This window comes from Corynebacterium sp. 401_CJEI (assembly GCF_001076435.1).
Taxonomy (GTDB): Bacteria; Actinomycetota; Actinomycetes; order Mycobacteriales; family Mycobacteriaceae; genus Corynebacterium; species Corynebacterium jeikeium_D.
The window spans coordinates 66,031-90,457 of sequence record NZ_JVIP01000011.1 but is presented as its reverse complement, the minus strand read 5'-3'; the positions used below and the strand labels follow the sequence as shown (position 1 = coordinate 90,457).

Sequence of the window (24,427 nt, the reverse complement as noted above, 5' to 3'; positions counted from 1 at the left end):
CAAAAAGTGTGTCTGACTTTCAGCATTACTGCTGATTAGGCTGGGTAAATCGGGCGGATATAAGCATCAAGACCTTATATCCGCCCGATTAGTGTTCAATCCACCGGAATGGCACCCGCATGTGCTAATCGGGGGTTGGTGTGCTTTCCGGGTGAGTAAAAACAGACCACGATGCCCGATATGCGCTGGGCAAATGAAGAAAAACGGAACCACTTCTAAAGGCACAACCAGGTGGCGATGCAAGGACCCGAACTGCGGCAGTTCCACGACACGAACCCGCACCGACCGCACGCAGACCCGCGACTTTAAAGCCTTCGTCTCTTATGCCACCTCCACAGCAACGTTGTCTGAACTCGCCCAGCAACAAGGGGTAAGCCGTTGGACACTTGACCGCCGATTCAAACCGTTCTGGCTCATCGACATCCCCAACGACGGTGACCCACAGCGCATCTACGACCAGATCTTCATCGACGGTACCTACACCGCCGCCGGATGCTTGCTCGTCGCAGCCAGCCACGACCACGTCATCGCATGGCACTGGACCAAACACGAAACCGCCCACGCCTACACGCAGCTACTCCGCAAAATCGCTGAGCCGCTCTGCGTCGTCCTCGACGGCGGACAAGGCGCACTTACTGCGATTAAAGCCTGCTGGCCGAACGCGATAATCCAACGATGCCTCGTCCATGCGCAACGCGTCATCCGCCGCTACACCACATCACGACCACGCACCGACGCCGGCAAAGCCATCTACGCCCTGGCGTTGAAACTGACCCGTATCACCACACTCGACCAGGCACGGGAGTGGACGCTGCGTCTGCACGACTTCGGACAGGTATTCAAAGCATTCCTCAACGAGAAAACGCCCGTGTCAAAAGAGCGCCGCACACTCAACAACCAGTGGGAATGGACCCATCTGCGAGTTCGCAAGGCATACAACTCCCTGCTGCACCTCTCACGGAAAGGATGGCTGTTTACCTACCTGCAGCCACCACCGAATGCGCTTGAGCCTCAACGCTGGGCTTCAACGACAAACAGTCTGGAAGGCGGCATCAACGCCGGGCTCAAACGCATCGCCGACGCGCATCGCGGCAGGTCCGGGGAACGCCAACGAAAAATGCTCGAGTGGTACCTGCACTCGAAAACGCAACTGCCTGACGACCCATTAAAGATCGCCAGGCAGTGCAATTTCGGCCAAGATCAACTCGCCAAAGTCAACGATCTTGTCGAAGAAGACCACAACAAAGCCGACCATGAAACAGGCCGACCAGCCTTCTACGACAACGCTATCCCAACCGAGTACGAACACTCGATAGGAATCAGAAAAGGCCCCATGAAGTAACAAACGGTGTGCCCGCCCCGCAACACGCCGAGCGGACACACTTTTTGCTACTTAACCCAAAAACGGTGATTTGGCCCCAGAATAAAGAAGACCCCTACCGGCGTTGCACCGGTAGGGGTCTCTTCTTAGTGGCGGGGGCAGGATTCGAACCTACGACCTCTGGGTTATGAGCCCAGCGAGCTACCGAGCTGCTCCACCCCGCGTCAACTGTCCTGGCTTTTACAAGCACTCACAGCGGGCGCTGGTCTCTCTGACCAACGAGAAGTAACTGTAGCACGACGCTCCCAACAAAGACCAATCCCCAGGTCATAGCCAATTTCGCTACAACCTAGGGAGTCTTCGGACCATAGAAACCTATGATTCTCGGTTAACTACTCGTTGCACGTCTTACTGGCCGTTGGCCTTCTGGTAGTCAGCGGCAGCGCGGTCGAGCTCGGCAAGTGCCTGGCCCTGTGCCGCGTAGTCACCGTTCTTCTGAGCGTCGTTAAGCTTTTGCAGTGCGTCGGAGATACGGCGAGCGGCGTCGTCACGCGCGGCGACATCAACCTTGCGCTCTTCCTTCGGTGCCTCGTCGTCGGACTCAGCGTCGGCGGCATCCTTGTCCTTATCCGCCGACTGCTCCTCAGTCTCTTCCTCACCGCGGACCTTGGTCGCGGCGGAAGCATCGATACCGACCTGACTCAGAGCCTCAGTGACCGTGGCGCCATAGCCCACCTGACCGCGGTAAGCGACGAGAATACGCAGCAGCTTCGGGAATGCGGTCTCCTGGCCCTTGCGCTGGGTGTAGACCGGTTCGACGTAGAGAATCTCGCCATCGCCGACCGGCAGCGTCAGCAGGTTACCGTTGGTGACCACGTTCGTGCCCTCGAGCAGAGTACGGTCCTGGGCGACCTCATCTGCGGACATCATCGTGTCCTGCGCCTGCCGTGGACCCATGGTCTGGGTGTTGGTCGGCAGGGCACGGATGGTGATTTGACCGTACGTCTCCGGATCGGAGGAAGCGCTCATCTGGGCGGCGAGGAACTCGCGCTCCAGACCGCGGAAGGCGGAAATCAGCTGGAAGCTCGGCTTTCCGGTCTTCGGATCGGAAGCGACAACGTAGTACGGCGGCTGGGAGAGGTTCTGCTCTTCCGGCGCGGTCGGATCGGACGGGACGGACCAGAAGGAGTCATTGGCGAAGAACACGCCCGGATCGCTGACGTGGTACTTGGCCATCAGCTCACGCTGAACCTTAAACAAGTCCTCCGGGTAGCGCAGGTGCTCCTGCAGCTCCTCGGAAATCTCCGACTTTGGCTTCACCACATCCGGGAAGACACCCTCCCAGGCCTTGAGCACCGGATCCTTCTCATCGAACTCGTAGAGCTCAACGGTGCCATCGTAGGCATCGACGGTCGCCTTGACCGAGTTGCGGATGTAGCTGACCTCGCTGTTCGGCAGCGGGCGTGGAGTGCCATCCGGGTTAATGGAGTCCTGTGTGGTTTCCTGGAGGCTCATGCGCTGGGAGTACGGCATCTTGGCCAGCGTGGTGTAGCCGTCGACGATCCACTTCATACGGCCATCGACTACAGCCGGATAGGTCTTGGTGTCAGTGGTCAGCCACGGGGCGACCTTCTGAACACGGTCACGCGGATCGCGGTTGTAGATGATCTTGGAGTCCGGCCCAATGCGGTCGGACAGCAGGATGTTGAGTTCCTGGTAACGGGTGGCGAAAATCATGCGGCTGGCAAGCCCGCCTACGCCAACACCGCCCTCACCGTCGTAGGTGAAGTTACGGCCGTCGGCATCGTACTCATAGTCCTTGCCGTCACCGTTACCGCCAACAATCGCATAGTCGGCATCGCTGTTGGCGATAACCGGGCCGTAGTAGATACGCGGCTGCTTCAGGTTCAGGTTCATGCCGTTCGGGTCCTCGGACTCGAACAGGTCAGCCACGGTATACAGCGGGTAACCGCCGCGGGCGGAACCGGACTCGGAGGCAACCTCGTCGACCTTATTAGCCGGCGCAGCAACGAAACCATTGCCGTGGGTGTAGACCGTGTGACGGTTAATCCAGTCAGTCTGGTTACCCTGCAGCGTCTGCGGGTTCAGTTCACGAGCAGCGACGATGAAGTCACGGGACGCACCATCGATCTGGTAGCGGTCAATGGCAAGCGGATCGGAGAAACCATAGAAGTTCTTCAGCTGGCGCTGCTGCGTGAAGGTACGTGGCAGCACTTCCGGATCCAGGATTCGGATATTGGCCAGCGTCGCAGCATCGCGGGAAATCGAGTCCGCACCTTCCTTCGCGGCTTCCTTATCGCCTTCCTTTTCAGCCGGAACACCCCAGTCGCGCTCAACCTTCACCTTGTCGTCAGTAAGCCCGTAGTGGTAGCGCGTCGATTCAATATTGCGCGCAATGTATTCGCGTTCCTTGGAAGCGCGGTTCGGGTTAACTGAGAACTGCTCAACTGCCATCGGCCAGGCCACGCCAATCAGACCTGCGGAAACCAACATCAGCACGGTGGCAAACGCCGGGATCGAAAGATTGCGCAGGAAAATGGCCGCGAAGAATGCAGCGGCCACGACGATTGCGATGACCAGCAGCGTAATCTTCGCCGGCAGCAGCGCATTGATATCGGTGTAGGAACCACCGGTGAAGGTCTTCTGCTTGTTATTCAGCAGCTCATAGCGGTCCAGCCAGTAAGACACAGCCTTGAGCAGCATGAAAACACCGGCCCAGCACGCCAACTGCGCACGAGCCGCATTGGAAACGCGGGTCTTCTCCCCTGTAGTCGGGTTACCTGGGCGGATGCCACCAAGGAAGTAATGCGTCACCAGCGACAGCAGGAACGCAATAACTACCAGGACAACCAGCGTCGAAATGATGTACGACCACAGCGGCAACTGGAATGCATAGAAGCCCAAGTCCTTGCCGTACTGCGGGTCAGTCTCACCGAAGGACTGCCGATTTAAGAACAGCTGCACCGTCTGCCAATTACCCTGCCCCACAAGGCCACCGAGTACGCCGAATACAACGGGCAGCGTGGTGAACATCGACTTCGAACCGGATTCAGCCATCCGTCGGTACACTGCCTGCGGGCTGCGTGGATCCGTCAGTCCGAGGTCGACGGGCCGCGAGCGCCACGCCAGCCACATAGATAGAAATGTCAGTGCGCCCGTTATCAGGCCTACAGTGATAAACAGGACGATACGAGTGAGCCACGTGGTGGCGAATACCCCTCGATACCCCACTTCACCGAACCACTGAAAGTCCGTATAAAAATTGACGGCGATTGGAATAACAAAGGTCAGCGCGGCAATCACCAACACGGTAATTGCCAGCCACCCCGGTCGGCCACCCGCCGATCGTCTCGGTCGAGTCTGGTTTAGAGACAACGTCTCTCCTGTTCGAGTTGAGCTTGACTTGCCAGCGAGCTGGTAAGTCGGTCGTACGCTTATCTGTCATCTACTCTAAATAAAGTTCCTAACATTTGACTAAGGATGCTGTTAATACAGCGTTGCCAGGAAAGGGGCGTCGTCAAGCGTCATGAGCGAAAACAACGGCACTCAGACTCATCTCAGCCAGCAGGCACTCAATCGCGCCGTGCGCGAAGCTGTCGAATACGTCCACACCGAAGGTTGGGACCGCGCTCCGAGCCTCTTCGCCCTCGTCCCCACCGCCGCGCTTGCCGACGTGCTTGCCGACGAGCTGATTGACAGCGCCCCATTGACTGTCGTTGCGCAGGAACCCCTCCCCGAGGGAATTGAAGGCGGTAGCCCTGAGTTGGCGGACTTTATCGCTCGGACATCGTGGCCGGCAGGTGTCGTCGGTGCCGTGTTAGCGCAGGAAATAATGGTCATCGCTCCGGAGCAGGCGGACAGCTTTGAGGGTGCATCCCTGGACGAGGTGCGGGCACAGGCGGATGGTGAGGCGGCTCGCCAGGCACGTCTTTTCAGTGGTGTTATCAGCGAAGGTCCACACCTAACACTGATCCAACCTCGCCCCACAGAGGCGGAACTGGATGAGCGTGGGCCCTTTGCTGAAGATGAGATTGAGCTAAAAGATGGTTCTGGGGTAGCCGATGGTGTCATCGCTGCGTTGTATTCCACGTTCGGAAGCGCCTCATAAATCCACCTACCAGCGATAAGAGACAAAAAGAGGTATTGAAAGCGCCGAATATACATATAACTAGCTGATTCCGGTTGACATCGGACTTAGAACCTAGTTGTATAACAAAGTGATAAAGGCGCGTCTCTAAGTATCCGCTCAGGGTTCTGTCGGACTTGGTTCTGTCGGACTTGGTTCTTCCAGGGACGGTCTGTGGCGAAGAAATCGCGAGTGTAGCGCGAGTTTTTCCTTCTATAGGTTTTCAACTAAGAGGTTTTTAATTATGAAGAACAACGTTGTTCGCCGTGCAGCAGCCTCGGCAGCTGCAGCTTCTGCGCTGGCAGCCTCCCTCCTGACCGGTGGTGTTGCCAACGCTCTTCCTACTGGTAACTACGTTGCCTTCGGCGATTCCTTCGCTGCTAACCCGGGTCAGTCCGATCCAGCCGTACCGGGCCGTGGTGGCTGCCCGATTTCGGTCTCGAACATCGGCTCTCACGTTGCTCGTGAGACTGGTCTTGAACTGCACGACTACTCCTGCAACGGCACTACCGCTTTCATGCCGACTCAGCCGCAGAAGTCCCTGATGGGCCAGGTTGACAACGCCATCGCTCAGGGCTCCCTCGGCCCGGCTACCCAGCTAGTAACCATCTACGTTGGCGCCAATGACGCGATGCAGGGCGCTGTGCTGCCAATGCCGGTTCAGGATGACCTGTACACCACCAACGTTGTGGCCGCTGTGGAGAAGATCAAGGCCGCTAACCCAACTGCTCGCGTCATGCTGATTGGTTACCCGGCTTTCACCTCTAATGACCCGACTCACTACGCTTGCCCGGTTAACGCCGCAGGTTTTGCACCGCACATTCCGGCTGCCGGTATGCACCACTTTGAGATGGCTCTGCAGAACCGTCAGCAGCGCGCTGCCGCTGAATCCGGCATTGGTTTCGTCAACATGAAGGAAGTTACCCACATCGACGTCGCAATGTGTGGTCCGGACGGTGAGCGTCAGGTCTCCGCAATCCTGGATACCGATGTTGCTTCCTACAACATGACCAACCACCCGACTTTCCACGGCTCGGCAGTTACTGGCACCACCATCGCCAACGTCTACAAGAGCACTTTCTAAGACTTCTCAACGTCGCTCAGGCGTTATAGAGCGTAAAACCCTCGACCCCGCTTTGAAAAGTGTGGTCGAGGGTTTTGCTTTCCCTTGCGCTGCGGGCTCCAGTTTTTACACTTTCGCTTCCGCCACGTCCGCTTCTGCAGTGACCTTAATGCGTTCTCTTCCCTTCAGCGCGCGGAGGGCGTAGAGAATTGTTGCTAGGTCGATAACCTCCTGCAGTAGTGCACCGACCACTGCTGGGATGTAGCCGAATGCCGCAACAAGCATCAGCGCAACGGAAAGCACGATACCAATCCAAATGGCTGTCTTGGCTACGGTCAGTGTCCAGCGTCCAATATCGATAGCTCGTGCCACTCGCGAGATATCGTCGCGAGTGATGACCACATCTGCGGCCTCGGAGGCTTCCGTGTCACCGCGCGCGCCCATGGCAATACCGACGCCAGCAGCTGCGAGCACCGGGGCATCATTGATTCCGTCGCCCACCATGATGACCGGGTGCGGCTCCATCTCCTTCAACAGGCGTACCTTATCCTGCGGCAGCAGCGAAGCATGGTATTCGGAAATACCCACCTGACCTGCAATTGCATGCGCGGTATTGGCATTGTCACCGGTGAGCACCACAGTCCGTTCAAAGCCGTGGTGCTGGAGCGCACTAACTAGCTCCGCTGCATTTGTGCGTGGCTGGTCATCCAGGATTAGCGCGCCGGCGTACTTATTGTCGATGGTGACGTACGCCGCCGTCTGCCCATGACGGAAGGCAATTTCCCTGACTTCCGGCGCTACCCGACGAATAAAGTCCAGCGTGCCGACGCGCACCTTCACCCCAGCTACCGTGGCCTCCACACCTTCAGCATCTACTTCCATACCATCTTCGGCCACTGGGAGTTCCAGCCCTTCGGCGGCCTGAATAATACTGTCGGCCAGGACGTGCGTGGAGAACTGCTCGGCTGCCGCAGCGTAAGCGAGCACCTGGTCACGATCGATGCCTTCCGTGTGGACCTCGGCGACTGTTGGTCGGCCGTAGGTCAGCGTGCCGGTCTTATCGAAGGCGATTGACTTAGCAGCAGCAAGGCTCTCTAGGACGGCACCGCCCTTAACAATCACGCCGGCATTGGATGCACGACTCATACCACCGAGAAATGCCACCGGAGCACCGATTAGCAACGGGCACGGGGTCGCCAAAACGAGTACCTCAGCGAAGCGCACGGGGTCGCCGCTGACACTCCATGCCACAGCTGCGATGAGCAGTGAAACTACTGTAAACGGCACCGCGTAGCGATCCGCCACACGCACAATTGGTGCCTGCTGATCCTCCGCCTGACGCACCAGCGCAATAATCTTCTGGTACTGAGAATCGGCTGCCGACTTGGATGCTTGAATGCGAACTGCCTGTGTTCCGTTGACGGAACCTGACAGAATCGTGCCCCCGACATTCTTATGTACAGCCCCTGCCTCACCTGTCAGCGAAGACTCGTCGACCGACGTTTTATCAAAAGTCACTCCGTCAACCGGAACGACCTCCGACGGGCGTACCAGCAGGTAGTCGCCTTTTGCGACATCCTCAATGAGGATTTCCTCCGCATCATCCGGCGTCGCATCCAGCGACGGCAGACGACGCGCCATATGCGGTGCGCGGTCGAGAAGACTGCGCAAATCCCGCTTTGCGCGGTAGGCCGCGTAGTTTTCCAATGCCTCACCGCCGGTGAGCATTAGAGCAATAATCGATGCCGCGATATACTCCCCCACCGCAAGGGTCGCAACCATTGCAATAACAGCAAGAATATCTAACCCGAATTCTCCACGCATTACCTGCTTTGCCATGTCGAATGCTGTCAAAATAATGACAAATCCAACAAAAACAGTCGCAACATGATGGGAAAAGCGACTACACGACATAAAAAATATAAAAAGCAAAATCCCCGGCCGTAATGACCGGGGATTTTAATCTGTGGAGCTGCCGAGAATTGAACTCGGGTCCACCGCCAACTCGCCAGGGCTTCTCCGTGCGCAGTTCGCACGATCGCCTCTACTCGACCCTTCGGCTCAGGCAAACATGTCCGAATGACGGGCCCAGCCGCAAGTAAGAAGATCCCCGATGAGCCTTACGGCGCACCCATCGGGCGAGCCCTTTTAAGTCGATGCCAGGGTCCGGACCAAAGGGCAAGCCCGGTCTGACAGACACGCTAGTCGCTTAATTAGGCAGCGAGAGCGTAGTCGCGCTGAGTGTTCTCGGCGCTTAATCAGTTGCTACGACGCTTAAACGGTGGTCTCTAGCCTGCACCGGCACGCTTCCCCTGGCTCACTGTACGGTGTCGAAACCATGTCAGCCCCATACAATGCCTTCGAGCACGGGAAAGTGCGTTGCGCTCAAAGGATGTTCAAGAATAACGCTTTACGACGGGAAAAGTCAACAAGCTTCGCCGCAAGGCTCCGCCCCCCCCCCACCCGAATGTCAACCCCGGATTGACACTGGCGTCAACCAATGGTTGACTGCAGTCATGGATCCATTGACGACAATCCGTCACCGACTGCAAGCAACGAACATTGCCGAACAAGAACTTGAAGATGCCGTGGCGCAGGCTCGCGCAGCGGGCCATTCATGGGCAGAGATTGGAAATGCACTCAATATCTCCCGGCAAGCGGCATTCAAGCGGTTCGGAAGTGTCCAAAACCCCGTTTCAGGAGAATTGATGACTGCCACAAAAACTACACATATCGCCGAGCTCGGCGAAAAATTCCTTCGCCACATCATCAACGGCGAAGAAGCAGAAACCGTAAGCATGATTTCCCCAAAGCTCCGGAAGGATCTCCCCTGGTCCACTATCTACTCTGTCTGGGAAGATGTTCTCGCCGAGACTGGGGCGTTCGAATCTTTCGACGACACCCAAGTCACCAGCCTCGGGGGAACCAGGACTAAGGAACCGACCTCGCAGAAACTCCTGTCGAAGATTCTCGGCACAAGTCTCGTCATCACCACCCTCAAACATGAGGCTGGCGAATGGATGGCTCGAGTTGCCTTTGACCGTCACGAAAACGTCATTGGCCTACTCATCCTCCCAGTCGATGCGACTGAGTTCCCCTTCTAAAAAGGGTTTCTTCTAATGAAGACCTCTTCTACCCCTTGATGCCCTTCACACGACGGCCCAGCGCACGAGTAGCTTCGCGCTCCTCCGTGCGGCGCTTGATGTCCTGGCGCTTGTCATAATCCTGCTTACCGCGGGCGAGTGCGAGCTCGACCTTCAAGCGGCCGTCGGTGAAATACAGCTTCAGGGGTACAAGCGTGTTGTTGCCATCGCGGACCTTGCCCCACAGGGTGTCAATCTCCTTGCGGTGCAACAACAGCTTGCGCGAGCGACGCGGTGAGTGATTAGTCCACGAACCGTAGGAGTACTCCGGGATATGCAGCCCGCGGAGCCACACTTCGCCGTCGTCGATGGTCGCGAAGGCGTCGTTAAGCGATGCTTTGCCCTCGCGCAGCGCCTTGACCTCAGTGCCCACGAGAACGACACCGCATTCGTAGGTGTCCAGAATGTTGTAGTCATGGCGGGCACGACGATTGGTGGCCACCACCGCGTTGTTGGCGCTGACCTTTTCTTTCTTCGACTTCTTCTTGCCCATAACCTGATTAACTCTAGTCGAAGAAGGTGCACTACAGCTATTCCCTAGCTATTCCCTTAGCTTTCCCTTATGCGCCTGCTCGCACCCGACATACATATGCCTCTGGCCTTTTACGTTGTGACGCAACTTACTTTCCCCTAACCTTTTACCAACGTCTAACACAGAGGGATTTATATATATGGGACAGTCAAAAACGTTGGAACCGGACAAAGCGCCACCGAAGCCAAAGGGGTTCCTAGCAACACTGGAACGTATCGGCAACGCACTGCCAAATCCATTTTGGCTATTCGTGATTCTTGCCGGTGTAGTCATCGTTTCTTCGTGGCTCGGTGAGGCTGCGGGTATGCAGGCCAAGGATCCCGCGTCGGGTGACATCATCGAGGTGGAAAGCCTTGCTACCGCAGAGTACCTGCAAAAGATGGTTTCTGAGGCGGTAACGAACTTCACGGACTTCGCACCAGTTGGCCTGATTCTGGTGTGCATGCTCGGTGTCGCAATTGCGGAGTACTCCGGTTACATCGGCTCGGCAATCCGCGCGGCAATTTCCAAGGTGCACTCCCCTGTCCTGCTGACATTCATTGTTGCACTGGCCGGCGTGACTGGTTCGATCGCTTCTGATGCCGTCTACGTGATTCTCATTCCGCTGGGTGCCGCCTCATTCGCCGCAGTTGGTCGTAACCCCATTGTCGGTGCGATGGTCGCCTTTGCCGCCTCGTCAGCCGGGTTCAATTCGTCGCTGGTGCTCAACATCACCGATGTACTGCTGGCGGGTATCTCCACGCATGCGGCGCACTTCGTGGATCCGGAATACGTGGTTTCACCTCTGGCCAACTACTTCTTCACCATGGCTTCGTCCATTGTGCTGGCTCTGATTATTACCGCCGTTACTGAACTGTTTATTACCAAGCACGTGGAGAAGACCGTCCACGACGACCACATTGACCACGATGCCGCGGAATTCACCAAACCGGGCGCTTCGGAGGAAGCTGCCGAGGAAAACGCCAAGAAGGAGGAGCGGAACACCGCATCTAGCAGCTCCAGCAATGGCCGCGACAAGCTAATCCTCAACGATGCCGAACGACGTGGCCTCCGCTACGGCAACATCGCCGCTGTCATCTTCCTGGCGCTTTGGTTCGCTGCCCTGTTCATCCCGGGTTCGCCTCTGCGCGGCGAAGGCGACGGCATCTTGAATTCCGTGCTGCTTACCGACGTCGTGGTGTCCATTGCCGTCTTCTTCGCAGTGGTCGGCATTGCGTACGGCATCGGTGCCAAAACCATCACCTCCTCTGCAGACGTGCCCGCCTTCATGGAACGTGGCCTGGGTACACTGACCACAATGATGGTGCTCTTCTTCGCCGTCTCGCAGTTCACGGCCTACTTCAAGTGGTCCAATATCGGTCAGTGGACCGCTATCAAGGGCTCCGAATTCCTGACCAAGGCGGATCTGCCGCCGCTGTTGCTCTTTGCTGCCTTCGTCCTGATGGTGGCTGTTCTCAACCTGCTGATTACCTCGGGCTCCGCACAGTGGGCTCTGATGGCGCCGGTCGTTGTGCCGATGCTGATGTACGTCAACGTCTCCCCAGAGGTCTCCCAGCAGCTATTCCGTATTGGTGACTCCCCGACCAACATCATTACACCGATGTCTCCGTACTTCGCGCTGGCGCTGACTTTCCTGCAGAAGTACTACAAGCCTGCGGGTGTCGGCACGCTGATGTCGCTGGCCATCCCGTACTCGCTGTGCATGATGGTGGGCTGGTTCCTATTCTTTGTCGTGTGGTACCTCGCGGGCATTCCGCTGGGGCCAGGGGTTCCGGTGCGTTAACTCACAGCCACTAGGAGATTGAGGGATTGGTCGAATTTTTCGCCCAATCCCTCACTTATTTGTGGCACCCGGGCTTAATATTGCGTACGGTCGCCACCACAATGGGCGTCGTAAAGCGAAAACGTACACACATTGAGCACACACTGAGACGCGGATATAACCTATGCCAACAAAGCACCTAAAATTTACGGGATCGACCGGCGAGACTCTGGCTGCATCAATTGATTTGCCGGACGGTCAGCCACGCGCGTGGGCGCTATTTGGTCATTGCTTCACGTGTAATCGGATGGTGCCCGGCGCGTCACGCACCTGTAAGGCGCTGGCGAAGAAGGGCATTGCGGCATTCCGGTTCGACTTCACTGGCCTCGGGCAGTCCACTGGTGATTTCGGTGAGACGACGTTCCAGACCAACATCGATGATCTTAAGGCCGCCTACGAGTTCATGGAGGCAGAATTTGAGGCCCCCGCGCTACTGATTGGGCACTCGCTCGGTGGTGCAGCGGCGCTGAACGCCGGCCACGATATGCCGAAGGTCAAGGCGGTTGCGACAATCGGTGCACCCTTCGATCCGGCACACTCGATTGTGCGCATCGCCGGTGACATTTCGACGGTCGATGAGCACGGCACGCAGGTTCTGCAGATTGAAGGTCGTGGCATTCCCATCTCCCGTGAGTTCTTGGAAGTGTTGGCGGACTACAACCCGGAGGTTTATCTCAGCCAGCTGCGCAAGCCGCTGCTTATTCTGCATTCCCCGACCGACCAGACTGTTGGTATCGATAGCGCCCAGAAGATTTTCCAGGTATCTCGCTATCCAAAATCTCTGATGAGCTTGGATCGCGCGGACCACTTGCTCACTCGCGCTAAGTCCGCCGCGCGCGCTGCTGACCTGATTTATGCGTGGGCGGATAGCTATCTTCCGGAGGCTGAATAACCCTGTTACCATTAGGGGTTATGGACACGACTGAACACTCTGGCCACTCGCACGGCCACGGTCACTCACACGGTCATTCACACGGTCACGGTCATGACCACGCTCATTTTGACCCCGCGAATACTCCTGCCCGTCGCCTGCTCGTGGCTGCGGGTCTGACTCTTGTCGTATTTCTCGCCGAGCTCATCGGTGGCTTGGTTTCGGGTTCGCTGGCGTTGCTGGCAGATGCCGGCCATATGGTGACGGACTCCGCGGGCCTGCTTATGGCAGTTGCCGGTTTGGCTATCGCCCAGCGCGGTGCGAATCACCGCGCGACGTACGGGTACCGTCGTGTTGAGGTTCTGACTGCTCTTATCAACGGTCTGACAGTTTTCATCATTGCCGCTGTGATTCTCTGGGGCGCAATCCGGCGTTTTGGCTCCCCAGAACAATCTGAGATTCAAACCACGTCGATGCTCATCATCGCAGTCATCGGCCTGCTCACCAATGTGATTGCGGCGTTTCTGCTCGCCGGCGCTGCCAAGGAAAGCGTCAACGTCCGCGGCGCGTATCTGCACGTGCTTGTCGACGCCGCTGGTTCGGTCGCCGTCATTATCTCCGCTATCGCTATCGCATACACCGGCTGGACTGCCATCGACTCGGTGGTCTCTATCGTGATTGCGCTCTTCATCGTCCCCCGAGCCGCCGTTCTGGTGCGCGACTGTCTCCACGTGTTGCTGGAGTACACCCCGAAGGGCGTCGACACTGAGAGAATCACTGCTGACCTGTCTGACTTGGACGGAGTGGTCGATGTCCACGATCTCCACGTCTGGTCCCTCAACGGCAGCGACCTACTGGCATCTGTCCATCTCGTGCGCTGCGACACGCTCCCCAACGGCGACGAGCACGCATTGCTCGACCGCGCGCAGGCACTGCTTCACGACGTCCACGGGATTGAACACGCCACGGTGCAAATTGAAAGAACCGGGCACGCTGACCACGAGTACCCGGCTCATACCTAAAATGTTCGGCTAGTAGCTGAAGTAAGATGCTAGCCCTCGAGCTGCTCCCCTAGCTCCAGCCACTCCATCTCCAGCTCTGCCTTCTGCTCAACCACCTCCGCAGCACGGCGATCGAGGTCCGCCAGCTTTTGTGTGTCCAAGTTGGCTACATCAGCACTCGCTTCCGCCATCTGCGCATGCAGTTCACTTTCTTGCTGGCTGAGCTTCGCCATCTTCCGCTCCAGAGCACTCATCTTCTTCTGGACAGCATGAGCTTCCGCAGCCGAGAGCTTCGAGGTATCCTCCTCTGAAGCTGCGCCACGGGTCTGCGGACTACCGGCATTTGCTTGAGAGGCACCACCACTAGCGGCCGAGTCAGCCAGCTGTGCGCGGCGCTGGAGGTACTGACCAATCCCACCTGGCAGGTTCGTCAGCTCACCATCGCCGAAAAGGGCCCAGGTCGAGTCCGCAATACGCTCAATCAGGTAGCGGTCGTGCGAGATGACCACCAGCGTGCCCGGCCAATTGTCCAGCAGGTCTTCCAATTCCTGCAGCGTGTCAATATCCAGGTCATTCGTCGGCTCGTCGAGCAGCAGGAAGTTCGGCTCACTCATCAACACGCGTGTGAGTTGCAAGCGGCGACGCTCACCGCCGGAGAGGTCTGCGATTGGGGTGCGCTGCCGCTTCGGGGAAAAACCCAGTCGCTCCGCCAGTTGCGAGGCGCTAATCTGCTTCTTGCCCAGGTCAATGTAGGTCGCCACGTCCTCCACAGCGTCGAGCACACGCATATCCAGCGGCAGATCATCGAGCTCCTGTCGCAGCCAACCCAGACGCACCGTCTTGCCCTCAATCCGCTTGCCATCGCTTAAGGGGTAGTCTCCCGCCAATGCGCGCAACAAAGTCGTCTTACCCGAGCCGTTGACACCGACCAGGCCAATGCGCTCGCCGGGGGCCAGACGCCACGTGACGTCGTTAAGCAATTCCCTACCGTCGGGCGTTTCCAGGGACGCATGCTCTAGCTCTACGACCACCTTGCCCTGTCGACGCTGCGAAAACGCCATCAACTCCACGGAATCACGCGGCGCCGGGACATCGGCGATGAGAGCCTCAGCTGCTTCGATGCGGTAGCGAGGCTTCGAGGTGCGGGCCGGCGCACCCCGGCGCAACCACGCGAGTTCCTTACGCGCAAGGTTCTGGCGACGCTGCTCGGCGGCATCGGCTTGGCGCGCACGCTCGGCACGCGCGAACGTCCAGTCGTTGTAACCGCCATCGTAAAAATCGACGGTGCCATCGTGGACTTCCCACGTCTTCGTGGCAACGGTATCCAGGAACCAACGATCGTGCGTGACGACGACCAGGGCTGCCCGGCGCGAAAGAACATGATCGGCCAACCACTGCACACCCTCAATATCGAGGTGGTTCGTTGGCTCATCGAGAATGAGCAGATCCAGATCTCGGACCAGCGCGGCCGCCAGGTTAACGCGACGGCGCTCACCACCGGAGAGATTGGCGACCTTGGTATCCATACCGAGGTCATTGATACCGATGCCATCGAGGACCTCGCGGATGGAAGCGTTACCCGCCCACTCGTGTTCAGCGAGTCCCAGCGGTGCAATGACGCACTCAAACACGGTGGAATTCGGGTCGAGCTCGGCGCCCTGGGTGACATGCGCCATGGCCATGTCGTTGGCTCGCGAAATACGTCCGGAGTCCGCTGGCTCCACGCCTGCCAGAATCTTCAGCAGTGTGGACTTGCCGCCACCGTTCAAACCGACAACACCGATGCGGTCGCCCTCTTGAACACCGAGGCTGACGCCGTCGAGCAGAGTCTTGAGCCCGAAGGACTTAGAAATATTCTCGCAATTAATCAGATTCGCCATGATGAGTATTTATTGTGCCCCATTCGACGTTGCCAAGCACACGCCGGACATACCAGGCCACCGGCAGCTCATCGAACTGCTCTCGGGTTACCCATTTAAACTCCGGATGCTCGCCGCTGAGCTGGACATTCTGCGTGTCGTCGGCCTCGCGTACTAGAAAGGTCACCGTGTGGAAGCGGAAATTCTCCCCGCCCAAGTCCGGATTGGAATAGTGGGCAAATTCACTGACCTCCGCTGCGCGCAGGCCGGCCTCTTCACGCAGTTCGCGCACAGCGGCCTCCGCGGGCTCCTCCCCCGCGTCGAGCTTGCCACCGGGCAAATCCCACTGGCCCCCGAGGAAGCCCTCGTATTCACGCAGCAGAAGCAGCAAGCGGTCACCTCGGAAAACTATGCAGTTGCACACCCAGCCGTCGTCGTCAGGCCAGAACTTAGTCCAAGCCAGGCTGCGCGGTTCGCGCCGGCCGATCTCGGCCCTACTGGGGGTGTCATCACGGTGCATGGGGAAAGATTGCCTGTCCTTTATTAAAAGCGCTGGTCTCGTGAGACCTCAGCGAGGCGAACGAAATCGGCAATTTCGAGCTTCTCTCCTCGCTGCTTGGGGTCAATCCCCGCTGCCATAAGCGCTTCTTCGGCTGCGGCACCAGATCCGTAAATCCCCGATAGGGCCGCACGGAGGGTCTTGCGGCGTTGCGCAAAAGCAGCGTCGATAAGCGGGAAAAGGCGCGCGCGGAATTGCGGCGAAATCTCCCACGGAGCCTCGGGGGCATCGGCGGCATTGGAGTTCTCAGGAGCGTCGGAGCGGGCGTAGCAGTCAATGCGCACAAGCCCGGAATCAACCTTCGGGACCGGCCAAAAGACGTGCGGACCAATGGCACCGGCGCGACGCACTGTGCCGTAGTAGGCGGCCTTGACGCTGGGGACGCCGTAGATCTTGGAGCCCGGCTGAGCCGCCAGCCGGTCAGCGACCTCGGACTGCACCATCACGAGCACACGGCGGATGGTGGGGAGCTCGGCAAGCATGTGCAGCAGCACCGGTACCGAAACGTTGTATGGCAGATTGGCCACCAGCGCATCTGGGGCGGTCTGAAAGTCCTCGCGGCTGACCTTCAGCGCATCTTTCTCAATGAGCTCTAGCGCGCAGCCCTCAGCGCGCTCAGTGACTGTCTGGGGCAGACGCGCCGCCAGCCGCGAATCGATTTCAACAGCCGCCGCGCGGCCGCAGTGTTCGAGCAGCCCGAGGGTCAGCGAGCCCAAGCCGGGGCCAACCTCAACAGGGTAGGAATCCTCCGGCAAGTCCGCCGCAGCGACAATTCGACGCACGGTGTTGGCGTCGTGGACGAAGTTCTGCCCCAATTTCTTCGTCGGGACAATATCCAACTGCGCCGCCAAGTCGCGTACTTCGACCGGCCCCAAGAAAGAAACTTCTGCTTTAGTCACAGTTAGATACTACGGGGTCAACACAAAAAATAGGCTTAGCTCGTTATGGCTAGACGGAACTAGCTTTAACGAAGCCCCATGGAAGCGGTACAAGCGGGCCATGCGCCCCAACCCTGACCAGCCTGGACACGCTCAGCGACAGCAATCTGCTGCTCGCGGGAAGCCTGCGATGCACGCGGTGCATACTCAGTACCGCCGTAAGCTGCCCAAGTGGAATCGGTGAACTGCAGACCACCGGAGAAACCGTTACCGGTATCGATAGCCCAGTCGCCGCCGGACTCACACTGAGCCAGCTGATCCCACACGCCGTAGCCGGCAGCCGGAGCTGCAATGCGGGACTTAGTGCCCTGGCGAATAGTGGAGATACCCGGAGCCTTTAGCTCCTTTTCTTCCAGGACCTCGCGTCCGAGCTCTTCACCATCGCGAGAGGTGACCTTGACCTGACGCTCTACCTGGCCCGGTTCACCTTCCTGCTCAACGATGCGCTCATCTTCGAACATCGAATCATCTTCAATGATGTTCTCGTGAGCTGGAATCTCCTCAGTCTCGGTGATGGTCTTATCAATCAGACGAGACAGAGCGATGCGCATCCCCTCGGTGACCGGAGCATCCAGACCCGGCTCGACGGTGTCATCTTCACGCAGTTCAATGCCACGCTGAGCCAGCACATCTCCGACGGTCATAGCCGGGACGGTCAGGTCGATGTCCTTGGCATCGTCGTGAAGCACAATATTCTTGGCACGAACGACGTCGAGTTCGACTCCCTTAGCGGAAATCTCGCCCTTTTCGACCTCGACCTTGTCCTTATCGGAGATGAGCCCCTGCTTCTTCAGACCTTCAATCAGCTCATCGGTAGTGATGGCATTGGTCTTGTGCTCCTGCGGCTTGCCATCGACAATCATCGTGACTGGCTTGGCAGAGCGGTAGACCAGCTTGCCGCCGTCCGTGAGATCGCCCTGACGCTGAACCAGGTCGCCACCGGTGGTTTCGACACCAGCCTTCTGCAGAATGGCCTTGTCATCCTTGGACCAGGTTGCGATTTGCTCAACCTTACCGTCGATTTCGACGGTGATGGTGTCATAGTTGGATGCTGCGACAGTACCACCCAGAGCAACAGCAGCGACCAGACCGCCTGCGGCAATCTTGGACGAAGTGGAGACTCCGTCATTAGCACGATTGAGATGACGCTTCTTCGCAGCACTCACGGGGTTCGTCACAGCCTTTCGGAGGATGGGGCAGCTAGCAAATGAAAGAAATACAGTTTGTAACAGTACGGTAAAGATTCAGTGTTGTCTAAAATATATCGATAAAAGTGACGGGAAATACAACAAACCGCCCCGGCTGCATTTCCACAGCTCAGGGGCGGCAATACGCCAGCACGTGCTTAAATGCCGTACACCCGACGTGCATTATCCGTCAAAATCTGTGCCATCTCCTCCGCCCCGATTTCTCGGGCTGCGGCCATCGCACGCGCCTGATGACCGATAAAAGTGGACTCGTTGCGCGCACCTCGGAAAGGCTCCGCGGTCATGTACGGGGCATCGGTTTCCACCAGCAGCTGCTCCGCCGGCGCCTCAGCCACAGCCTGCCGCAGGTAATCATTGCGTTTGAAGGTCACGTTGCCGGTAAAACTCAGCAGGTAACCGCGTGCAATGGCTTCGCGGGCAACCTCGATGGGCGAAGAGAAACAGTGCAAAATGACCGTATTGTCGTAGCCGTCCAACGCCGCCATCAGGTCTTCATCGGCGTCGCGGTTATGAATCATCAACGGCTTGCCGACGGTTGCTGCGAGCTCCATATGCCACTGCAACGCAGCCAGCTGTTCGCTCTTCGACGCGCAGCCGTCGAGGGAATCCAGCCAGTACCAATCCAATCCCGTCTCCCCCACGGCCACAACCCTGGGGTCGGCAGCCATTTCGGTTAAGCGGGCCTTGGCGTCGTCGTCAAGCTCGTGCGCGCGCGTCGGATGGATGGCGGCGGCGGCCCAGACGTTGGGGTGCGCGTGCGCAGCGGCAAAGGCCAGTTCGGTTTCCGGCATGCCATCGCCGACCGTGCAGACTCCGACGACGCCCGCTGCGGCGGCCCGGTCCATGAGCGCCGCAATCTCTTCCGGAGTTTGCGCCCCACAGGACGCGAGATGCGTGTGGGCGTCAAACAGCGGAGTGAGATACTCCGCGGGTTCTGCAATCTTGCGTTTGCGCTTTCCCATACCTCTACTGAGCCCCTACTTCACCTGTGCCCACTCGGGGCCGTGCTCAGCCAACTCAGAGTCGAGCTTGGTGAAAATCGGCTTCGGCTTGGCCAGCGCCGTACCCGGCTCAATGTCGAAGCGACGCCAGGCGGCCTTCTGATTGACGTAGTCACCGGTGATGATTGGGTAGCTCCTACCCTCTGCCGGCAGGTCAGCGCCGACCGGTTCGACCGGCATGTCGTCCTGGACTTCCTGGACTTCTGGCATTGCGGCCCAGATCCCCTCGCCGCCCAGGGTCTCGAAGACCTTCTGCGAGCTTTCCGGCAGGTACGGGGTCAGCAGCACATTGGCGTCGCTGACTACCTGCAGTGCTGTCCACAGCACGGTGGCGAGACGCTCGCGCTGGGACTCGTCCTTCGCCAGCTTCCACGGCTCCTGCGCAGCAATGTAGGCGTTGGCCTCTCCGACCAAGTGCATGGCGGCGGTGATACCGGCGCGGAAGCGGGACAGCGCAAGCGCGTCGCCGACCTCGGCGAAGGAACGCTCAGCCAGGTCGAGCAGTTCACGGTCAGCGTCAGTGAGTTCGCCCGGAGTTGGCACCTCACCGAAGTTCTTGAAAGCCATGGACACGGTGCGGTTGACCAGGTTGCCCCAGGAGTTGGCCAGCTCGTTATTCACGCGGCGGACGAACTCATCCCAGGTGAAGTCGGTGTCCTGGTTCTCCGGGCCTGCCATCGCGATGAAGTAGCGCAGCGGATCCGGACCAAACTCCGCCAGGAAGTCCTTCACATAGATGACAACGCCCTTGGAAGAGGAGAACTTCGAGCCCGACATGGTCAGGTACTCCGAGGAGACGACCTCCGTCGGCAGGTTCAACTCACCGAGCTCCCCGACCTCGCCCCCGCGGGAGCCCTCGCCACGGTAGCCCAGCAGCTCAGCCGGCCAAATCTGGGAGTGGAAGGTGATGTTGTCCTTGCCCATGAAATAGTAGGACAGCGCCTCCGGGTCATTCCACCACTTGCGCCACGCTTCCGGGTCACCAATGCGCCAGGCCCACTCGATGGAAGCGGATAGGTAACCGACGACGGCGTCGAACCAAACGTAGAGTTTCTTCGTCCCGTTTTCCGACCAGCCCTCCAGCGGAATCGGCACACCCCAGTCAATATCACGGCTCATTGCACGCGGACGGATGTCCTTCAGGATGTTCAGGGAGAACTTCAGCACGTTCGGGCGCCAGTCCTTGCGCTCCTGCAGCCACTCGGTCAAGGCCTCTGCCAGAGCCGGCAGGTCTAGCAGGAAGTGCTCAGTTTCAACGAACTTCGGGGTCTCGCCGTTGATTTTCGACACCGGATCAATCAGATCGGCCGGGTCAAGCTGGTTACCGCAGTTGTCGCACTGGTCGCCGCGGGCACCGGAAGCGCCACAAATTGGGCAGGTACCTTCGATGTAACGGTCCGGCAGGGTGCGACCGGTCGACGGGGAAATCGCACCCATCGTGGTCTGCTTGACCATATAGCCGTTTTCGTAGAGCCCACGGAAGAGCTCCTGGACAACGGCGTAGTGGTTGCGCGTGGTTGTGCGCGTAAACAGGTCGTAGGAAAGCCCCAGACCCGCGAGGTCCTGCACAATCTGGCGGTTGTAACGGTCGGCCAATTCCTGGACAGAAACGCCTTCCTTCTCCGCCTGCACAAGCAGTGGCGTGCCATGCTCATCAGTACCGGAGACCATCAGCACGTCATTGCCAATCATTCGCTGGTAGCGAGCGAAAACGTCCGAGGGGACACCGAAACCTGCAACATGGCCGATATGTCGCGGACCGTTAGCGTACGGCCACGCAACTGCTGTGAAAATGCGAGACATATTTAACAGGGTAATAGATGACCTACCATCACGATGAACTGTGCCCTCATGAAGTCTTCCAAGAACTGTCCCCTAGCGTCATCGCGCGCTCGCGCAGTCACTACGCTTATGTCCTATGTCCACTCGGTCCACCTCCTCCGACTCGGCCGCTGACTTCACTTCGCGCGCGACCACTGCGCTAGCTCGTCTTATCGCCGCCGGTCATCGCCCCGCCGCACTCGTCGGCTCCTGGTTCGGTTATCGCGCGGTTCTCGCCGCTAACGTCGAGCTCACCGCCTGCGATTCGACAGCGCTTTTCACCAGCCCCGACCCCAATGCGTGGCTATTTGGGTTCCGCCCCTACTCCGGCACCAGCGCGCATGGGATCGCTGCCTGCGTCGCATTGCTTGCCGACGACGGCACGTGGCATTTCGACGGCCCCGGCACCGGTGACCCCTCAAATCCGGATTTCCAAGCCCTTCAGGAGACCATCAAATACTCGCACGAAAACACGCGTGACGACGCGCTCCCCGCGGCCACACCACTGGAGTGGGATCAGGGCGACCGAGAACGCCACCAGCTTGCAGTGGAGAACTGTAAGGAAGCAATTGCCGCGGGCGAGGTGTACCAAACCTGCATCTCTACACGCTTTCACGCGGAGCTGAATGCGGGATCGGGCACGAACGTCGATGTGGACAATGCTGCACTAGCCCACGCCGGCGCGTGGTTTTCCTCCCGCGTGGCGCGGTATCAGCCGGCTCGAGCGGCATTCTTGCCCGGCAACCTCGATGCTGGAATTCCAATTCTGGCCTCGCTGAGTCCTGAGGAGTTCCTCATCCGCGCTGGCACAAGCGTGACTGAAACTCCTATCAAAGGCACGATTCCCGCTGACCGGCCCCCGCATGAGCTGTTGCGCAGCGATAAGGATGTCGCCGAGAACATCATGATTGTCGACCTGGTGCGCCACGACCTCGGCCAGGTGGCCAAAACTGGCACTGTGAAGGTCACGGATCTGCTCAGTGTGCGTCCGGCACCGGGCGTGTGGCACCTGTTTTCCACAGTTTCCGCGGAACTTCCCGATCAGCTCAGCCACGCTGAGCTGATCGATGCCTGCTTCCCACCGGCCTCAGTCACCGGTACACCGAAGCTGCGAGCAATTGAGCTTCTGCGCGAGTGGGAACCCGAGCCCCGTGGCGCTCACTGTGGCGCGATTGGTGCGGCCCACGGGGATGCACTTGAGCTCAATGTCGCCATTCGTACCGCTGAGTATGCAAAAGACCCGAACTCGGGGAGAGTTCGGGTCGAAGCTGGCATCGGCGGTGGCATCACCATCGGGTCTACGCCCGAGGGCGAATGGGCCGAGATTGAGGCCAAGGCCGCACCGCTGCTGTTGGAAAGCTAGTTGCGCAATTTACGAGCACGGCGGCGTTCGCGCTGTTCGGCCGCTTCCGCCAAGCGGCGCTCGCGAGCCATGCGCAGGGCAAACTGACGCTGTTCCTTGTCATCGAGGTACATCGGATCGTCGGAAAGCCCCTTAACCAGCGCCACCATCAGCGCCAAGATAACAATGACGAACGGGCTTGCCGCCAAAATGGTGATGTTCTGCAGGTTGGACAGGGCATCGCTGCCGCCGGTGACCAATAGGACAATCGCAATCAGAGCGGTGAAAATACCCCACATAGCAGTGACCGTGCGCGATGCTGTGAGTCGACCGAACTGGCTCATGGTGCCCATCACCGTGGAGGCGGAGTCCGCCGAGGTAATGAAGAAGGTAGCCAGCAGAACCATTGCGATGACGGAAGTAATCGCGCCACCCGGCAGGGATTCCAGCAGGTTGAACAGCTGGCTCTCAGCCGAGCCGTCGCCATAGATGGAAGCACCCTGCTGCTCACGAGTAATGGCGGTGCCGCCAAAGATGGAGAACCATACGGCAGAGACAATCGACGGAACTGCGACGACGGTGAAGACGAACTCACGGATAGTACGGCCGCGAGAAATACGTGCGATGAACATACCGACAAACGGCGACCATGAGATCCACCAGGCCCAGTAGAAAATTGTCCAGGAAGAGAGCCATTCACCGGCGGTGCCGTCAGCGGAAGCACTGGAGCGGGAGGCCATCTCAAAGAAGGAATCCAGGTAGCTGCCAATAGAGGTCGGAATCAGGTTCAGAATCACCACGGTAGGGCCGAGGACCAACACCAGCAGAGCCAGCAGACCTGCGGCAACCATGTTGAAGTTCGAGATGTACTGAATTCCCTTGCCCACGCCCGACAGTGCAGAGACCAAGAAGGCACAGCCCAGAACGAGAATAAGACCAATCCACAAAGGTGCGCCCTTGATGGCGTTGAACCCGTTGATTTCCAAACCGGCGGAAATCTGAAGTACGCCCACACCGAGAGAGGCTGCCGTACCGAAGACGGTGGCAAAAATCGCAAGCGCGTCGATAAGCTTGCCCAACCGCCCCTCAGCGCGACGCGCGCCGATGAGCGGGATGAACGCCGCCGAAATCAGCTGCTTTCGGCCGAGGCGGTAGGTCGAGTAAGCAATTGCGAGACCGACGATGGCGTAGAGCGACCACGGGTGCAGAGTCCAGTGGAACATCGTCGAAGCCATGGCGGTACCGACTTCCTTCGGCTGGTGGCCCGGCACGCCATCGCGATAGAAGGTCAGCGGCTCAGCGACACCGTAGAACATCAGACCGATGCCCATACCGGCGGCGAACATCATCGCAATCCAGCTAGGCGTGGAAAACTCTGGTTTCTCGTTGTCCTTGCCCAAGCGGATGTGACCGAACTTGGAAATCGCGATGGACACAATGAAGAAGACAAAGACGGTACTGGCCAAGATAAACAGCCAGCCGATGTTCTCCACGACCCAGTTCAGAGAGCTAGATGCAAACGTCGAGAAACTATCCGGCCACGCCAGGCCCCAGACGATGATTGCCAGAATTGCGACAACGGCGGGGATGGTAACCCCGAGGTTCACGGGAGCGTGAGAATCGTCGGCCCTGACTTCGCCGACGACTGACTCCCCTACTTCTTGTTGTATTTCATGCTCTGGTGGATTCGTCATTCCTCCACCATGTCCACCATTGACCTGGGATTTCAACTCAGGATGTGGATTCTCTCAGGTTTTCCTCATTTCCCGTCTGAATTACAAAACTCCCAATAACAGCGT

General features: G+C 58.6%; 18 protein-coding genes, 1 tRNA gene and 1 other RNA gene. 8 read left to right on the top strand and 12 right to left on the bottom strand.

What is annotated here, in order from left to right; genetic code table 11:
• Positions 1-151: 151 nt before the first annotated feature.
• Positions 152-1,342 (top strand): IS1249 family transposase, encoded by a 1,191-nt coding sequence (locus tag ADM64_RS02865; protein ID WP_162838042.1) that lies wholly within the window; start codon positions 152-154, stop codon positions 1,340-1,342.
• A gap of 129 nt (positions 1,343-1,471) precedes the next feature.
• On the opposite strand, the gene ADM64_RS02860 is transcribed toward ADM64_RS02865, so the two are convergent.
• Positions 1,472-1,545 (bottom strand) — tRNA-Met (locus ADM64_RS02860).
• A gap of 184 nt (positions 1,546-1,729) precedes the next feature.
• Positions 1,730-4,717: a UPF0182 family protein gene (locus ADM64_RS02855; RefSeq protein WP_049189694.1), complete on the bottom strand. Its 2,988-nt coding sequence runs from the start codon at positions 4,715-4,717 to the stop codon at positions 1,730-1,732.
• Positions 4,718-4,868: 151 nt separating this feature from the next.
• On the opposite strand from ADM64_RS02855, the gene ADM64_RS02850 reads away from it, so the two are divergent.
• Both ADM64_RS02850 and ADM64_RS02845 read left to right on the top strand, forming a co-directional pair.
• Entirely contained in the window at positions 4,869-5,450 is a 582-nt protein-coding gene (locus tag ADM64_RS02850) for a PPA1309 family protein (protein ID WP_016423245.1), read from the top strand.
• A gap of 262 nt (positions 5,451-5,712) precedes the next feature.
• Positions 5,713-6,552, top strand: coding sequence for a GDSL-type esterase/lipase family protein (locus ADM64_RS02845; protein ID WP_049193069.1), 840 nt, complete (start codon positions 5,713-5,715; stop codon positions 6,550-6,552).
• A 105-nt stretch (positions 6,553-6,657) separates the two neighbouring features.
• Here ADM64_RS02845 and ADM64_RS02840 read toward each other — a convergent pair whose 3' ends face one another.
• Positions 6,658-8,370: a heavy metal translocating P-type ATPase gene (locus ADM64_RS02840; RefSeq protein ID WP_224784262.1), complete on the bottom strand. Its 1,713-nt coding sequence runs from the start codon at positions 8,368-8,370 to the stop codon at positions 6,658-6,660.
• 125 nt (positions 8,371-8,495) lie between these two features.
• Positions 8,496-8,880: a transfer-messenger RNA gene (ssrA, locus tag ADM64_RS10670) on the bottom strand.
• Positions 8,881-9,239: 359 nt separating this feature from the next.
• Here ssrA and ADM64_RS02835 point away from each other — a divergent pair.
• Positions 9,240-9,635 (top strand): DUF3887 domain-containing protein, encoded by a 396-nt coding sequence (locus ADM64_RS02835; RefSeq protein ID WP_160313711.1) that lies wholly within the window; start codon positions 9,240-9,242, stop codon positions 9,633-9,635.
• Positions 9,636-9,663: 28 nt separating this feature from the next.
• Here ADM64_RS02835 and smpB read toward each other — a convergent pair whose 3' ends face one another.
• Positions 9,664-10,167 carry an SsrA-binding protein SmpB gene (gene smpB, locus ADM64_RS02830; protein WP_038626299.1) on the bottom strand — a complete coding sequence of 168 codons (504 nt, stop codon included), beginning with the start codon at positions 10,165-10,167 and terminating at the stop codon, positions 9,664-9,666.
• A gap of 178 nt (positions 10,168-10,345) precedes the next feature.
• Between smpB and ADM64_RS02825 the strand changes: the two genes are divergently transcribed.
• The 3 genes from ADM64_RS02825 to ADM64_RS02815 all read left to right on the top strand — a co-directional run bounded on the left by ADM64_RS02825 (position 10,346) and on the right by ADM64_RS02815 (position 13,921).
• On the top strand, positions 10,346-11,989 hold the full coding sequence (locus ADM64_RS02825; RefSeq protein ID WP_080985600.1) for an AbgT family transporter: 1,644 nt from the start codon (positions 10,346-10,348) through the stop codon (positions 11,987-11,989).
• A 163-nt stretch (positions 11,990-12,152) separates the two neighbouring features.
• A complete protein-coding gene (locus ADM64_RS02820) occupies positions 12,153-12,920 on the top strand; it encodes an alpha/beta hydrolase family protein (RefSeq protein ID WP_049193066.1) in 768 nt (255 codons plus the stop codon).
• Between the two features lie 20 nt (positions 12,921-12,940).
• Positions 12,941-13,921 (top strand): cation diffusion facilitator family transporter, encoded by a 981-nt coding sequence (locus tag ADM64_RS02815; protein WP_049193065.1) that lies wholly within the window; start codon positions 12,941-12,943, stop codon positions 13,919-13,921.
• Between the two features lie 29 nt (positions 13,922-13,950).
• Here the strand turns inward: ADM64_RS02815 and ADM64_RS02810 are convergent, their stop codons facing one another.
• The 6 genes from ADM64_RS02810 to metG form a co-directional block, all read right to left on the bottom strand.
• Positions 13,951-15,780 (bottom strand): ABC-F family ATP-binding cassette domain-containing protein, encoded by a 1,830-nt coding sequence (locus ADM64_RS02810; RefSeq protein ID WP_049193064.1) that lies wholly within the window; start codon positions 15,778-15,780, stop codon positions 13,951-13,953.
• A complete protein-coding gene (locus tag ADM64_RS02805) occupies positions 15,764-16,279 on the bottom strand; it encodes an NUDIX hydrolase (RefSeq protein ID WP_049193063.1) in 516 nt (171 codons plus the stop codon). The genes ADM64_RS02810 and ADM64_RS02805 overlap by 17 nt, the downstream gene beginning before the upstream one ends.
• A gap of 23 nt (positions 16,280-16,302) precedes the next feature.
• Positions 16,303-17,217 (bottom strand): 16S rRNA (adenine(1518)-N(6)/adenine(1519)-N(6))-dimethyltransferase RsmA, encoded by a 915-nt coding sequence (gene rsmA, locus ADM64_RS02800; RefSeq protein ID WP_049193062.1) that lies wholly within the window; start codon positions 17,215-17,217, stop codon positions 16,303-16,305.
• 65 nt (positions 17,218-17,282) lie between these two features.
• Entirely contained in the window at positions 17,283-18,434 is a 1,152-nt protein-coding gene (locus ADM64_RS11170) for a resuscitation-promoting factor (RefSeq protein WP_272715417.1), read from the bottom strand.
• A gap of 167 nt (positions 18,435-18,601) precedes the next feature.
• Positions 18,602-19,426: a TatD family hydrolase gene (locus ADM64_RS02790; RefSeq protein WP_049171274.1), complete on the bottom strand. Its 825-nt coding sequence runs from the start codon at positions 19,424-19,426 to the stop codon at positions 18,602-18,604.
• Positions 19,427-19,441: 15 nt separating this feature from the next.
• A complete protein-coding gene (metG, locus tag ADM64_RS02785) occupies positions 19,442-21,268 on the bottom strand; it encodes a methionine--tRNA ligase (RefSeq protein ID WP_049171277.1) in 1,827 nt (608 codons plus the stop codon).
• A gap of 115 nt (positions 21,269-21,383) precedes the next feature.
• On the opposite strand from metG, the gene ADM64_RS02780 reads away from it, so the two are divergent.
• Entirely contained in the window at positions 21,384-22,649 is a 1,266-nt protein-coding gene (locus tag ADM64_RS02780; RefSeq protein ID WP_016423257.1) for an aminodeoxychorismate synthase component I, read from the top strand.
• On the opposite strand, the gene ADM64_RS02775 is transcribed toward ADM64_RS02780, so the two are convergent.
• Positions 22,646-24,322 (bottom strand): BCCT family transporter, encoded by a 1,677-nt coding sequence (locus ADM64_RS02775; protein WP_049193060.1) that lies wholly within the window; start codon positions 24,320-24,322, stop codon positions 22,646-22,648. The two genes, ADM64_RS02780 and ADM64_RS02775, sit on opposite strands and share 4 nt — an antisense overlap.
• Between the last annotated feature and the right edge of the window lie 105 nt (positions 24,323-24,427).